The organism is Paracoccus benzoatiresistens, from assembly GCF_026913015.1.
Lineage (GTDB): Bacteria > Pseudomonadota > Alphaproteobacteria > Rhodobacterales > Rhodobacteraceae > Paracoccus > Paracoccus benzoatiresistens.
Genome location: NZ_JAPTYD010000015.1, coordinates 59,131 through 73,336, shown reverse-complemented (window position 1 = coordinate 73,336; position 14,206 = coordinate 59,131). Strand labels below are relative to the sequence as shown.

Annotated in this window: 13 protein-coding genes; 3 read left to right on the top strand and 10 right to left on the bottom strand. The window is 65.2% G+C overall.

What is annotated here, in order from left to right; all coding sequences use genetic code 11:
* Nucleotides 1–558: 558 nt before the first annotated feature.
* The 5 genes from OU682_RS12155 to OU682_RS12135 form a co-directional block, all read right to left on the bottom strand.
* The gene (locus OU682_RS12155; protein ID WP_268942390.1) at nucleotides 559–1,617 is read right to left on the bottom strand and encodes a DUF1513 domain-containing protein; all 1,059 of its coding nucleotides are present in this window, start codon (nucleotides 1,615–1,617) and stop codon (nucleotides 559–561) included.
* Nucleotides 1,617–2,603 (bottom strand): imelysin family protein, encoded by a 987-nt coding sequence (locus OU682_RS12150; RefSeq protein ID WP_268942389.1) that lies wholly within the window; start codon nucleotides 2,601–2,603, stop codon nucleotides 1,617–1,619. The genes OU682_RS12155 and OU682_RS12150 overlap by 1 nt, the downstream gene beginning before the upstream one ends.
* On the bottom strand, nucleotides 2,585–4,219 hold the full coding sequence (locus tag OU682_RS12145; RefSeq protein ID WP_268942388.1) for a di-heme oxidoreductase family protein: 1,635 nt from the start codon (nucleotides 4,217–4,219) through the stop codon (nucleotides 2,585–2,587). The genes OU682_RS12150 and OU682_RS12145 overlap by 19 nt, the downstream gene beginning before the upstream one ends.
* A gap of 12 nt (nucleotides 4,220–4,231) precedes the next feature.
* Nucleotides 4,232–5,488: an imelysin family protein gene (locus OU682_RS12140; protein WP_268942387.1), complete on the bottom strand. Its 1,257-nt coding sequence runs from the start codon at nucleotides 5,486–5,488 to the stop codon at nucleotides 4,232–4,234.
* 313 nt (nucleotides 5,489–5,801) lie between these two features.
* Entirely contained in the window at nucleotides 5,802–6,296 is a 495-nt protein-coding gene (locus OU682_RS12135; RefSeq protein ID WP_371832240.1) for a fasciclin domain-containing protein, read from the bottom strand.
* Nucleotides 6,297–6,462: 166 nt separating this feature from the next.
* Between OU682_RS12135 and OU682_RS12130 the strand changes: the two genes are divergently transcribed.
* Nucleotides 6,463–7,038: a helix-turn-helix domain-containing protein gene (locus OU682_RS12130; RefSeq protein ID WP_268942385.1), complete on the top strand. Its 576-nt coding sequence runs from the start codon at nucleotides 6,463–6,465 to the stop codon at nucleotides 7,036–7,038.
* Between the two features lie 142 nt (nucleotides 7,039–7,180).
* Here OU682_RS12130 and OU682_RS12125 read toward each other — a convergent pair whose 3' ends face one another.
* The 5 genes from OU682_RS12125 to OU682_RS12105 form a co-directional block, all read right to left on the bottom strand.
* The gene (locus tag OU682_RS12125; protein ID WP_268942384.1) at nucleotides 7,181–7,603 is read right to left on the bottom strand and encodes a TIGR02588 family protein; all 423 of its coding nucleotides are present in this window, start codon (nucleotides 7,601–7,603) and stop codon (nucleotides 7,181–7,183) included.
* A gap of 10 nt (nucleotides 7,604–7,613) precedes the next feature.
* Entirely contained in the window at nucleotides 7,614–8,450 is an 837-nt protein-coding gene (locus tag OU682_RS12120; RefSeq protein ID WP_268942383.1) for a TIGR02587 family membrane protein, read from the bottom strand.
* 282 nt (nucleotides 8,451–8,732) lie between these two features.
* Nucleotides 8,733–9,641, bottom strand: a complete 909-nt coding sequence (locus OU682_RS12115) for an alpha/beta fold hydrolase (protein WP_268942382.1) — start codon at nucleotides 9,639–9,641, stop codon at nucleotides 8,733–8,735.
* Nucleotides 9,642–9,933: 292 nt separating this feature from the next.
* Nucleotides 9,934–10,281 carry an ElaB/YgaM/YqjD family protein gene (locus OU682_RS12110; protein ID WP_268942381.1) on the bottom strand — a complete coding sequence of 116 codons (348 nt, stop codon included), beginning with the start codon at nucleotides 10,279–10,281 and terminating at the stop codon, nucleotides 9,934–9,936.
* Nucleotides 10,282–10,667: 386 nt separating this feature from the next.
* The gene (locus tag OU682_RS12105; RefSeq protein WP_268942380.1) at nucleotides 10,668–11,384 is read right to left on the bottom strand and encodes a Crp/Fnr family transcriptional regulator; all 717 of its coding nucleotides are present in this window, start codon (nucleotides 11,382–11,384) and stop codon (nucleotides 10,668–10,670) included.
* Between the two features lie 111 nt (nucleotides 11,385–11,495).
* Here OU682_RS12105 and OU682_RS12100 point away from each other — a divergent pair, with 111 nt between their 5' ends.
* Together OU682_RS12100 and OU682_RS12095 are read left to right on the top strand one after the other, a co-directional pair.
* Nucleotides 11,496–13,046: an arylsulfatase gene (locus OU682_RS12100; protein ID WP_268942379.1), complete on the top strand. Its 1,551-nt coding sequence runs from the start codon at nucleotides 11,496–11,498 to the stop codon at nucleotides 13,044–13,046.
* 172 nt (nucleotides 13,047–13,218) lie between these two features.
* Nucleotides 13,219–14,196, top strand: coding sequence for an HAD family hydrolase (locus tag OU682_RS12095; RefSeq protein WP_268942378.1), 978 nt, complete (start codon nucleotides 13,219–13,221; stop codon nucleotides 14,194–14,196).
* Nucleotides 14,197–14,206: the final 10 nt, after the last annotated feature.

Genomic DNA, 14,206 nt, shown 5'->3' with positions numbered 1-14,206 from the left:
ACCGCACAGGGCCTTCTCGAACCCCGCCGGAATGGGATGCTTTTCAATCAGTTCCTGGCTCATCTTCCCTCCTGGCTATAGCGCCGGTTCCTCGGCCTGCGCCCGGCCACCCCGTCGTTCAGATCAGGCGCCACACGAGTGTGTAGGAAGATGTAAAACACATTTGGAAATAAGTGTTAAGCCTTTTTGAAAAAACGATAATATTGTAAATCTATTCACCAAAGGATGTCTCATCCTGTAAATAAATTTACTCCAGCCTGCATTGCATCCTTGTGCCAAGGATACCCTTCGCTTCATCCTCAAGATGTCGAAGCAAAAAGGTAATGATTGCAGCAAGATTGATGAGTTCAGGAGGATGTCGCCACATCTGTCCTGAACCTGGCATCGCCATCTAAACGGGAGATGGGGAAGCACGTCTGGCTGGCGCGCTCGCCGCAAGAAACCGGCAGGCGCGACGATACGCCGCACCCCCGCCACTCCGGATCGTGGCGGATGCGGCAACTGCGGCATCACGCACACCGCGCGAGCCTGCGCTCCGGTCCCTGCCGCAGGAGCTGCTCAGCCGATCCTGACGAGATGATTGTCCCAAGCAAGGTCGTGACGCGCCCGCAGGCGCAGTGCCGTCCCGTCCGCAGCCCAGACCGCGCCGCCGCCGTCCGTCAGCGCGAATGGCGCATCGGACGCGGCGGCCACGCCGCAGATATCGGCGCGGCGCAGCGTCGCCCGGTGGGTGCCGTCCACGCCATGGATCATGACCACGCCGCCCCGGGGCGAGGTCACCGCGATCAGCCCGCCGCTGACAGCGATGGAGCCCGCATAACCCTGCATCGCCATCGCCTCTTCCTCGGGCGCATCGGCCAGACGCATCTCCTGCCCCATGATCCCCAGCAGCGGGATCGGCTCGGCCGGATCGCCCTGCCATTGCATCGCAAAGGCCACCCCGGCGGGCAGCAGCGCCAGATGGCGGATGGAGTTCTGGTGCAGTTCCGGCGCCAGCTCGCTTCGCGATAGCAGGCTGCCTCCGGCCGAGAGCACGGCAAGGTTCGGGCGCATCCGGTCCAGGTTCAGCGGCGTCCTGTCCTGCGGATCGGTCTCGATCCCGCCGTTGGCGACGACGACCGCGCCATCCGCGCGCGTGCGCAGTTCGTGCGGGCCGATGCCATGGCTGTCCATGTCCCCTAGGCGTGCATAACCGCGCGTGGCGTCCCAGATGCCGATGCGGCCAGCCGATCCCTTTGCCACGACCTCGGAGGTGTAAAGCCGCGCGCCATCCGGCGAGAAGGCGCCGTGGCCATTGAACTGAAGCCCCCGGGGCGGGGCGAGGCGCCCCGACACGGCGCCCGTGCGGCAATCGAGGATCAAGGCATAGGTGCCGGGGCGGCGGGCGAAGGCCACGGCCTCGGCCCGCGCCGGATGGGCGGCAGCGGCATGCCCGCGGGAGGGCAGGGGAACGGCGAAGACCAACCCTCCGCCCGTATCCAGACCGTAAAGCGCGTAGCTGCCGTCCGCCGCCCGCGCGGCGGCGAGCCATTCGGGCGACCCCGCGGCAGCCCAGCCCCGTCCTGGCAGGATCGCGGCGGCGGCAAGACCCTTGAGCAGCGTGCGGCGGTCAGTCATCAGTCGCCATCCTTGGAATTGAACCCCGTCGAGATGCCAAGGGCGGTGCCGATCTCGGCCTCGACGGCGGCACGGGCCGCCTCGACAGCCTGTTGCAGGATCTCGACCTTGAGCCGACCCTGCGGATTGGCCACCCCTGCCAGGACAGGATCGTCCAGGTCGATGGACAGCGACAGTGCCCGATCGAAGGCTGCGCGCGTCTGCGGCGCATCGGGATGCAGCGCTAGCGCAAGATCGCGCATGCCGGTCAGCGACAGGGTGATGTTGCGCAGGCTCCGGCCCGAGGCGATGGCTTCGGCGCGTTCGGGCCGGGGTTTCTGGAAGGTGCCAAGCGGGCGCCCCAGCCGGGTATCGGCCAGCGAGGTCAGCCCCGTCACGACCTGCGTGAACAGCGCCTGCCGAGCCTCGTCCCGGCTGAGATAGCTGGGATTGGCGTCGCCGGGCGCCTGCAAAAGCACCGCATGCGCCGGCCATTCAGCCGCGATGGCCAGGGTCATCCGGTCAAGGTCGGCGGCGGTTGCCCGCCGCAGGGCACAAAAGGCTGTCTCGTCCCCCGCCACCTGGGACGGGTAAAGCAGACGTTCCAACCCCGCCAGGCCACGGGCGGCGACCGAGACTTCGGCAAAGCGCGAGGGATCGGCGATGACACCGGGATCGCCCGCAATCAGCGCCTGCTGCGTGCGCAGGCCAGAGAACTTTGGATCGGGCCAGAAGGCCATCGCCAAAGCGCGGCCGTCTTCCTCCACGGGCCCGATCCGCAGGAAGTCTATATAGGCCCAGGCATCCCAGACCTTCTGGAAAGGGGCCTGCATCGCAGGGGCCGAGCAGTCATGTTGCGCCGCCGCGTCCAGCGACGATGCGGCGTCGGCCAGCCGGGCATAGGCGGGGGTGATCACGTCGTCGATCGCCTCGGCCACGTCGGCTGCGGCGGGGCCGGACATAAGCGCGACCAGGGCGGCCGCGCGGATCAGAGCGATTGCAGCCATGCGACCAATGCCTTTCGGTCCGGGGCAGGCAGGTCCACGACAGAGTCGCGGGCCGCCTGCGCTTCGCCACCATGCCACAGGATGGCCTCCATCAGCGACCGGGCGCGCCCGTCGTGCAGATAGCTTTCCACCCCGGTCACCTGCCCGTTCAGCGATACGCCCCACAGCGGCGCCGTGCGCCATTCCCGCCCGTCGGCGCGGCTTTCGGGGCGGTTGTCGGCAAGCCCTTCGCCCATGTCGTGCAGCAGCATGTCGGTGTAAGGCCAGATCAACTGGAAGCTTTGCTCCGGCTGGTCCTGCAGGCGGTGCGTCACGAATTTCGGGTTGTGGCACGCGGTGCAGCCGATGCCATAAGCGATTTCCTTGCCGCGCAGCACCTGCGGATCGTCTAGGTCACGTCGCGCCGGAACGGCCAGGTTGCGGCTGTAGAAGCTCACCAGGTCGAGGCTCTCCCGGTCCACCTCCAGCCCGTCCCGGACGCCTGTTTCCTGACCCTCGGGCGCGGCGCGGCAATCGGCCTGGGCTTCGCTGCATTCCCCGAAGGCGAAGGGAAACAGGGGGTTCGACAGGCCCATGTCCCCCAGAAACGCGCTGGCAGCCTGTTCGCGGATGGTCGCATTGCCTGCCTTGAGGCCGAAGCGGCCCAGCATCGGGCGGTCGAACTCGCTGGACCAGACGATCTGAGGCCGGCCGGATATGCCGTCGCCATCGCTGTCCCCGGGATCGGCCAGTGCAAGAATGTCGGCAGCCGGGACCGCCTCCAGCAGGCCCAGGCCGATCATCTGCGGCGCCACACGCGGGGATATCTGCAGGTAGGGGTGCGGGGCGCCATGGGCCGGGTTTTCGACCGCATAGGTGGGGCGGCGCAGGTGGACGACCTCGCCACCAGCCAGCGTCACCGGCTCCTCGGTCCAGGTCACCCCCATCCGCGCCTCGGCCAGAAAACCCGCAAGCGCCAGATCCTGAAGCTGCCCGCCATAGACCGGATCGGGGCTGGTCGGGATGTAGTCGGGGATCTCGGGTCGGTCCGGTCCACCGGGAACCGACAGGCGCAGCAAGGCCGAGACGCGGCTGTCGTCCGGCCCCTCGGGCAGATGGCCGCGGCCGTCCTTGACATGGCAGTTCTGGCAGGCCCGCGCATTATAAAGCGGGCCAAGCCCGTCGCTTCCCCTGGTCGAGGAGGGCGCACCGACCCACAGCTTGCGGAAGATGGCATTGCCGATCTTGAAGTCCATCTCGCGTTCGACCGGCATGTTGGGCGAAAACTGCGAAAAGGCCTCGGCGGTCGGAATGAAGCGCGTCGTGGCCGCCCCGGCGGGCTTGCCCTCGAAAGGCTCGGGGGCGCTGAATTCGACCGGAGGTGCCAGCACCGCCGAGATCCGGCCCGCTTCGGCCTTGGTGCGCGGGACAATGTCCAGATGCGGCTCGGCCCTCCACTCCGCCGTGTCGCTGGTCTCTGGCGCGACGGGGACCGCGCGCACGGCGTCAGAGGCGGTTTCGGCAAAGGCCGCAGATCCGCTGACGGTCAGCGCCAAGCCACATGCAAGAAGAAGGGCAAGGGAGCGCATGGAGGCAGAGGCCGGGAAGAAATCCCTGGCCAGCACAGGCCGGGTCATGGGTGCTCGACCCTATTGGAAGACCGCATCGGGGTTGTCGAGGCTGTCGGATCCCTCGACCGCGATCTGGTTCAGGCCAAGCACTGCAACCGCCCGCTCGATGGATTTCGTCTGCTTCACCAGGCCATCGACCCCGGCCTGGATCGCCGCCGCGCCCTCGGCATTGCCGGGCGCCAGCATCTGGTCATAGGCCATGCCACGCTCGGCCTTTCCCCGCAGTCCGGTCAGCGCGGCCATGGTCGCGTCCAGGTCCGCCCGCAGCGCCTCGTCAACGGCCAGCTCGGACTTCGCCACCAGTTCCGACAGCGACGGACCCGAGACCTCGGTGCCGCCGATGCGCGTGTAGCGGCCCAGATAGACGTTCCGGATGCCCAGGCCGTCGTAGTAGTGGCTCAGATGCGTCTGGTCGGAAAAGCAGTCATGCTCCTCCTCCGGATCGTTCAGCATCAGGCCCAGCTTCATGCGCTCGCCCGCCTGCTCGCCATAGGACAGGCTGCCCATCCCGGTCAGCATGGCATGAAGACCGGCCTGTGGATCGGCGGTGACGGCCTTGCGCGCCTCGCCGTCCGGTCCCCAGTTGCCGACCATCTCCTGCAGGTCCTCGACCAGCAACTCGGTCGCGGCGACCAGATACTGGGCGCGGCGCTCGCAATTGCCGCCCGTGCAGCCCTCGCCCGTCACGAAATCCGTGAAGGGGCGGTTCCCCGCGCCGGGGCCGGTGCCGTTCAGGTCCTGTCCCCAGAGCAGGAATTCGATGGCGTGATAGCCTGAGGCGACATTCGCCTCGATCCCGCCAGCCTCGTGCAGGGTGCGGATCGTATCGGGCGTGATGGTCGTGGCGTCCAGCGTCTCGCCTGACAGATCCAGCACCGGGTTCGCGATCACGTTGAGCTGCGCCAGATCATTGTCCTCGGCCGAGGGCGTGCCTTCGGCCACATAGTCGATCAGCCCTTCGTCCAGGGGCCAGGCATTCACCCGCCCCTCCCAGTCGTCCACGATCGGGTTGCCGAACCGGAAGACCTCCGACTGCTGATAAGGAACGCGGGCCGCGGTCCAGGCCGCGCGCGCCGCGCCAAGCGTGTCCGGGGAAGGCGCCGCGACCATCGCATCGACGGCAGTCTTCAGGGCCTCGGCGGTGGTCACGCTGTCCTCATAGACCGCCAGCGCCATGTCGGCATAGGTGCCGACCACATCCGCCGGTGAAGGTTCGGGCTGAGCGGCTGCAAGGGAGGGAGAGAAGAACAGGGCAAGAAGTGGCAGGCTGCGCATGACGAGGGGCATTCCGACAAAGCTTTCAACTGAAGGCAGCGCGCAACGCAGCTGCGCCAACGGTTCAAGTACTTCTGTCAGGAATTGCCGCAAGTCAATCGTTCTCTTCCTCCGGATGCTGTCCCATGAGGGTAGGAGAGCGGCTGTCACGCTGGAGTCATGGGATGAGTCCCATCAGGCCATTCGCGCACCGGAGCCCTTCTGGAGGAAAACGGGGAGGGCAAGACTTGCCCCCCTCACATGGTTGTCCGAGCGTCTTTCAGGCAGGAACTGACGGCCTGCCCTCAAGTCGTTGGAGCAAAAGGCGCCACGATCAGCTTTCCGGCGGCAGGATCACCTGGTCGATGACATGGATGACCCCGTTGCTTGCCGCCACATCGGTCGCGGTGACATTTGCCCCGTCAACCTTGACCGCGTTGCCTTCGACCTGGACGTCGATCATCTTGCCATTGACGGTCTTGGCCTCGTCAAGGCCGACCACGTCGGCTGCCATCACCTTTCCCGGCACGACGTGATAGGTCAGGATATCCACAAGCTGCTGCTTGTTTTCGGGCTTGAGAAGATTTTCGACAGTGCCGGCGGGAAGCTTGGCAAAGGCTTCGTCAGTGGGTGCAAAGACGGTGAAGGGGCCTTCTCCCTTCAGCGTGGATACCAGATCAGCCGCCTCCAGCGCCGCGGCAAGCGTGCTGAAGTCACCGGCCGCCACGGCCGTGTCGACGATGTCCTTGTCTGCGGCAAGGACCGGCAGGGGGGCAAAGCCGATCATGGTGGCGGCCATGGCGGCAGCAAGGGCGGGCATCTTTTTCATGTTGGGCTCCTCGGGTTGCATATCGATCACGGAGGTCCGCGACATGTTCATAACGCGAAAACCCGTTTTCCGCTCAATCAAATTTTCATGAGGTTATTTATTGTTTTCTTGAAACGAAAAACGCTGTTGCGCCATTATCCTGCTGTGAAATAAACCGGGGTGCATAATGTCCGACACGCTGGCCGCAGAGCTGGAAAAATATCGCATCGGGCCGCGGCTGAGGGAACTGCGTCTCAGGAAGAAGCTCGGCCTGGTCCAGTTGAGCGAACATACCGGCCTTTCCCCGGCGATGCTGTCAAAGATCGAGCGGGGGCAGGTCTTCCCCACATTGCCGACCCTGCTTCGGATCGCCTTGGTGTTCAGGGTCGATCTCGACTACTTCTTCAAGAAGAGCGAGATGAAGTTCGCGGTGACGCGCAGGGGTGAGCGCGTTCGCCTGGAGAGCCCTGGAGGAGCTTCTCCTGCGTCATACCTGTTCGAGAGCCTCGATTATCCTTTGGCCGAGCGAAGGATGGAGGCCTTCCTCGCGTTCTTCCCCAAGGGTAGCCCGCCGTCGGAACCGCACCAGCACGGGGTCGAGGAAATCATCTACGTGATCAACGGCAGCCTTGGGGTGGTCGTCGATGACGAGATGACCAGACTGTCCGAGGGGGACGCCATGTCATTCGATTCCAGTGTGCTGCACAGCTATCATGGAAATGATGAGGGCGATTGCCTGGCGATTGTGGTGACGGTTCCCTGAAGGAATCCGTCGCAATCGGCGGCCAAGGGCCCGCGCTGATGGCGATGAAGACATCAAGGCCCCTGCCGCCGCGGCAGGCCGTGCCGAAACGGCAGCGGCTCTCGTCAGCTGGGGCGGCAAGGGTGTCGGGTGCCCGGAGGGTTCAAGGTTTGGCATAGCCCAAGGCGCGCACCTCCAGGACATGCGCCCGTGGATCCTCGCGAAAGAACAAGCCGCCCCTCTGCTCCGAGTTGCCGGGAACATAGTCGAGGGTGACCTGGCTTGTCGCGACCACACGCTCGCCTTGCTTCAACTCTCCCTCGATCTGGACCGCGGCGCCCGTGGCAGCCGACAGGTTCAGGGCTGCGATTTCCACGACCCAGCCATCGGCGGCCGGCACGATCCGCTGGACCTGTACCTTGATGGCCGGGAGCTCTTCTCCCGTGCTCCTCCAGGCCTGCCAACTGATGAACCCAAGCATTGCAAGCGTCAGGAGCAGCCCGATGGCCGCCGCGATCCATTCGAGGATCGGCGTTCTGCTGTCCTGCCGCTTGTCTTGCCGACCCGGCACGTGCTGATGCTCCATTCCCGTTGCCTCACACGACCAGTCGGGCCAGCGCGGCGCCGAGCGCCGACGGGAAGCCCAGCACTGCCGTCATCATGGCGATCTGCCCCACGCCCAGACCGTCGAGGCGTCCGAACGTCCAGAGCACGTAAAGGCTGACCAGCAGCGCGATTCCGTAGCCAGCGATGCTGTAGCCGAAAAAGGTGCGCCAGAAGCCGCCATCACCCGGCAGTTCCTCCTGCCCGGAGAAGTCCAGCGAATAAACGAAGGCATGCAGCACCAGGAGCGAGACGACGACCAGCGCCAGCCCATGCCAGGGCGTCATCAGGAACGAAATCACGATCATCTCCTCGGTCGGTGCGACGTTGAAGGCCAGGAACAGCGCGCCTGCCAGCATGAGGAACAACTGACCCGCATAGCCTTCCGTGCCTTTTTCGTCATCCTCGTTGTCGCCAAGCTGACTGCGCGCGGCCATGGCGCCGATGCTGGCGGGAACGGACTGGACTGCGATCTTGCCGGCGATTTCGCCCGGCGGCATGTCCCAGGTGATGATGCCGAACAGCGTCAGAAGCACGGCCGAGGAGATCGTGCCCACGCCATAGGCTGCAAAGGCGTCAAGCGCATCTTCCTTGAGATGAAATGTCTCCCGAAAGCCTGCAAAACAGGACAGCCCGAACAGGATCGCGAGGTTCAGGGCGAGGAACACAAGGAGCCGCAGAGGGTCGATGTAGAAGCCGAGCCACCACATCTCCATCGTCATCAGGAGGGGGAATGCGAAGATAACCGCGCCGCCGAAGGCACGCATCAGATCAATGGCATATTCCCGGTTGGAGGGCGCCCCTCGCGCACCATCAGCCCTTGCGGTCAATTCGTCTGCCTTTCTCAAGCTTCACGCTGTTCTCAACGAGGCGGCCACGAGGCATGTTCCCGGAGAGTTTTGCAAGGGATCCTGACGCGCAGGGACGAGGCCGGTTACCTGCTGTCGCCGTGTTCCGGCAGGTGTAGCACGAGGCTGCCTGCGCCACTCACAACGGCGACGAAATTGGAGAGGCTGCAGTGCAGCCACGCGCAGGTGAACTCGGGCGGCATCGCCGAAATTGCCTGGCAGGGAATGCCGCTTCAGCGCGGACGATCGGTTGTCGGAAATGCGTCAACGCCCGCCATCAGAGGCCGCGTGTATCGCCCCCATGACGGCCTCCGGATCGGTCTGGTGAACCATGTGGCCGCTGCCAGGAACAAGGTGAAGGCTGCTCTGGGCGATCGCTTGATGAAGCCGGAGCGATTGCGCGGCGGGATCGATCAGCCGATCCTCGGCCCCGGCGATGATGGCGACCGGCATCGTCAGGCTGGCATAGTCCTTGCACATCGCGGCAGCCGACGGGATCAGGAGCGCCGACTCCGCGGCCTCGGCATGGATTTGCGACGGGCGCACGGCCATCTCCCTCGGGAATGCCTTGAACTTTGCCGGGACCGGTGCCGGGCCGAAGATCTTGCGCATAAGAAGGGGCCAGATGAGCCTGCTGGCAATCGGGGCAATGGTGTAGCGCGCGACGTCACCCAGCAAAGGCACCGCTGGACCGGACAGGAGCGCCATATCCACCCTTGCCGTCGGATAGTAGTAACCCGAAGCCAGAACCAGAGCCCGGACTGTCTGCGGATGTTTCAACGCCAGTGCCAGCGCCACCGAGGCCCCCCAGGAATGCCCCAGGACCACGGCCTGGGATACGCCCAGCCTTTCAAGTGCCGCCTGGAAAAGCTCGGCTTGGGCGTCCGGGCTCCAGACCCTACCGCGCGGCCGCGTGCTGTGCCCATAGCCGGGACGGTCGAACACGATGACCCGGTGCCGCCGTGCCGCCAGGTCAATGAGACCGCTGGAGGCAAAGTCCTGGATCATGCTGCCGTTGCCGTGCAGCAGAACCAGCGCAGGACCCTCGCCACGCTCCAGATAATGGAGGCGAACTCCGTCAACCTCGACGAAGCGCCCCGCAGGCGGATTGCGCCGTTCCGCCTGCCTTGCAAGCCGGTGGTTGACCACAGCCGACGCGGCGAGAACGCCCACGCCGGCAAGTCCGACGGCCCACTTGCGCCGTCCCTGATGGGAACGGAGAGGTTTGGTGTCTGCAGAGGCTTCGGAGGAGTGTCTTGCCATGTGATCCGTACTGGTTGGTGCGAGAACGCGAGGGTGCCGGGGACGTGCGCGAAGATCGTAGCCCCTAGGAATTAGGGCTGCGTCGAAGAGGCCGTGGCTCTGCCGGCCATGTGGCCGTCGGGGACATTCGTTGCCTTACGGGCCATTCCGATGAGCCACGGCACTCCGCGCAAGATTGTCCCCTTACGCCCGAAGCCGCATCTCAGCGACGCGCGACCAGCAGACCGACCAGAAGGCCGATCCCCGCCGCGAGCCCCAGGGCTTGAGCCGGATGGCCGCGGGTCCAGTCACGGGCCTCTTCATAGCCCAGTTCTGCATAGAACGCCGCTTCCTCGGCCTTCCTGTGTCCCGTTTCATACACGCGTTCGGCATAGCCCTGGCCTGCATCCCGGATGCGGCCGACATGCTCGCGGCCCGCATCCAGCGTATCGTTCACGGTCGCGGCGGCCCGCTCGGCCACATGGAAAGCGCCTGCCTTGAGATCGTTGAGGACCCCTTCGGAAGTTCCCTTGGTGTCCTGCTCCAGTTCAGCTGCGGGGTTCTGTGCCATTCTCACGTTCTTTCTGTGATCGAGGTATTGGGACAAGAACAACAAGACGCGCCGCCAAGCGTTCCATGATGACGCTTCGTCACCCGTCCCGGCGCTCCAGGCGGCAACCAGCAGGACGCGCCTTTGGGTCGCATGACGGGCATGATCGCAAGCTTGCTGATCCCGCGGCGCCGACCCGGTTGCAGGATTTTTCCTGGTTACTGCCTGGCCCGGAGCGCCGTGTCCGCCAACTCGCCCCTGGCTGACCGCAGGCCTTCGACGTCTTCCAGGGCTGCGGTTGCGATGGAGCCGTGTTCAGGACTGTTGCCACACCACATCCGCCGCGCCAGACGAGATGGGCACATCCGGAACGGCATTGCGGTTGCGACCATGCTTGCGCGCTCGTCTCAGCTCCCAAGCTGGCACGCGTCGGCCCCGGGCCAAGCCTCGCCCGTCAGTCGCTCGAGCTTTCCGCGATCGCGGATGGACAGGATGCCATAGCCGCTCTGGACCGCGCCCATCTCGGTGAGGCTTGTCAGCGCCCGGCGGGCGCTTGACCGCGTCATGCCGAGGAGACGGCCGAGATCCTCCTTGCTGCAGGTCACCGACCCGTCGGCCTGCGCGAGGCGGAGAAGAATTCTCGCGACCCGCGCACGGGGAGAAAGAGAGAGCGCCTCGGCCAGGAGGGTGACGGCCGTCAACGAGCTTGTAAGGCTCAGTTCGAAGAAGGGTTTCCAATGGCGTGGCTCTTCCTCCAGCATGCGGCGGATACCCGGGGCGGAAAGAACGAAGACGCGCGCCCTGGTGGCGGCAGCGATCGAAATCAGCCGCCTCTGGTCCGCCAGCACGGAGGCCTCTCCGGTCCAGAACCCCGGCTCGGCGCGGTGGATCACCACCGGTTCGTCGCCTACCAGCGGGAAGGTGATCTCGACGGCGCCTTCGGCCAGACCGACCATCCAGTCTGCATCGTCCCCCGCGAGGTAGAGGATTTCACCCGCCTTTGCCTCGCGCCAGTGCCCGAGCCGCGAAATCCGGGCCTGAAAGTCGAGGGGCTGCCGCGAAAGCCAGCCTGTCTGGGCGAGAACGCCGAGGCGGGAGATCTGATTCTGAACGAATTGGTTCATTTGAGCCATCGAATCGCGATCCCCGCCGGCATTGTCCTCTGATGGCGGCCCTTGCGGCCCCTTGCTTGTCAAAAGTGGCACGGCGTTCGCATGCCGTGAAGGGAGATTATCATGACTGAGCGACCGGGGGGATTGACCGCCGTCATTGCAATCGCGGCGTTCGCTTGTTCGGCCAGCATCGCGCTGGCGCAGGACCAGAAGCCGAACATCCTTGTCATTTGGGGCGACGATATCGGCCAGTTCAACACAAGCGCCTACAACAACGGGATGATGGGCTATCGCACGCCCAACATCGACCGCATCGCTGAAGAAGGCGCGCTCTTCACCGACTGGTACGGCCAGCAGAGCTGCACGGCGGGCCGCGCGGCCTTCATCACCGGGCAGTCGCCGATCCGCACGGGTCTTACCAAGGTCGGCTTGCCCGGCACGCCGGAAGGCATGCGGATCGAGGACCCGACCATCGCGGGGCTCCTCAAGGAGCAGGGCTATGTCACGGGCCAGTTCGGCAAGAACCATCTGGGCGACCGCGACGAGATGTTGCCCACCAACCACGGCTTCGACGAGTTTTTCGGCAACCTTTACCATCTCAACGCCGAGGAGGAGCCCGAGAACGTGGACTATCCGGAGGACCCGGCCTTCAAGGAGCGCTTCGGACCGCGGGGCGTCATCCGCTCGACCGCCGGCGGCGAGATCCTCGACACCGGCCCTCTCACGCGCGAGCGGATGAAGACGGTGGACGGCGAGGTTACGGCAGCGGCGCTCGAGTTCATCGAGAAGGCTCATGCCGAAGGCAATCCGTTCTTCGTCTGGTGGAACTCCACCCGGATGCACATCTTCACGCATCTTCCCGATGAGTTCGAGAACAGCACGGGCCACGGCATCTATGCCGACGGGATGGCCCAGCACGACCAGGACGTCGGCAAGCTTCTCGACAAGATCGATGAACTGGGCATCGCCGACAACACCATCGTGATGTATTCCTCGGACAACGGTGCCGAGACCTTCACCTGGCCCGACGGCGGCACGACCATGTTCCGCGGCGAGAAGAACACCCAGTGGGAAGGCGGGTATCGCGTGCCGACGATGATCCGCTGGCCCGGCGTGATCGAGCCGGGAACCGTGTCGAACGAGATCGCCGCGCATGAGGACATGCTTCCGACGCTGCTCGCTGCCGCCGGTCAGCCGGACATCAAGGAGCAGCTCCTGGGCGGCGTGCAGGCGATCGGGCGCGACTACAGGGTGCACCTCGACGGCTACAACCTCCTCCCGGCGCTCCAGGGCACGGGCGATTGGCCGCGCAAGGAATTCCTCTACTGGACCGATGACGGCTCGGTGGCGGCGCTGCGCTATAACGACTGGAAGATCACCTTCCTGCGGCAGGACGCGCACGGGCTGGATGTCTGGCTCGAGCCCTTTGTCGAGCTTCGGGCGCCGATGATCACGAACCTGCGGATGGACCCGTTCGAACGGGCCCGGGAGGAAAACGCCATGGGCTATCAACGCTGGTTCATGGAACGGATGTTCGTCATCGCTCCGGCGGGTGCCTATGTGGCCAACTGGCTCCAGAGCTTCCGCGATTTCCCGCCCCGTCAGAAACCCGGAAGCTTCAACCTCGACCGCGTGATGGAAGCGGTCATGGCGGGCTCCGCCGGAAACCAGTAGATCACAGGCGAGGGGTGAGGGCGCCGGAAAGCGGCCTCACCCCTCGCACCTGCGGCAAGGCGCCCGCCCCCGGGCGAGGGCGCCCTCGTTTTTCCGCGATGGAACCTTCTCCAAGACAGTGACGCGTGGGCGTCGCAGCATTTTCACCGCCAGAGTGAAAAGGGGTCACCTGATGATATTCGCCCGTTTCCTGCTTGCAGGCGCGATGGCAATCGCCGGCTCGCCGTTGCTTGCCGACCCTTTGCCGTCATGGAACGACACCGACCCGAAGGCCGCCCTCCTGACCTTTGTCGAAAGCGTCACCGATCCGGCGTCCCCCGAGTACGTGACGCCGGCCGACCGTGTCGCCGTCTTCGACAACGACGGCACACTCTGGGCCGAGCAGCCCGTGTATTTCCAGTTCCTCTACGCGATGGAACGGATCGGCGAACTCGCCGAAAGCGATCCCTCGATCCTGACCTCCGATACGCTGAAGGCGGCGGCCGAAGGGAACCTGGAGGCCGCCCTTTCCGGCGGCGAGGCCGCGCTTCTCGAGATCGTCAACGTATCGCATTCCGGCTTGTCGGTTGACGAATTCCAGGACAACGTCGCAGGCTGGCTCGACACCGCCCGCCACCCGGTGACGGGGCGGCCTTACCGACAGATGACCTACCAGCCGATGCTCGAACTTCTGAGCTACCTCCGGGACGAGGAATTCGAGACCTACATCGTCTCGGGCGGTGGCATCCATTTCGTGCGTGCCTTTGCCGAGGAGGTCTATGGCATCCCGCCCGAGAACGTCATCGGCAGCGCGGGCAAGACGCGCTATGCCGTGATCGACGATGTGCCGACGATCCTCAAGGATGCGGGGCTGGCCTTCATCGACGACAAGGAGGGCAAGCCCGTCGGCATCGACACCCACATCGGCAAGCGGCCGATCCTGGTAGCGGGCAACTCGGACGGCGACTTCGCGATGCTGGAATGGGCAACCGCGGGAAAGGGCGCCCGCCTCGGGGTGATCGTCCACCACACCGATGCGGCTCGCGAATGGGCCTATGACCGCAACAGCCATGTCGGCCAGCTTGCCCGCGGGCTTGACGAGGCCCCGGCACGCGGCTGGCTGGTGGTGGACATGGCGCAGGACTGGAAAAGCGTGTGGCCCGGCAGATGAACCGGCAGGG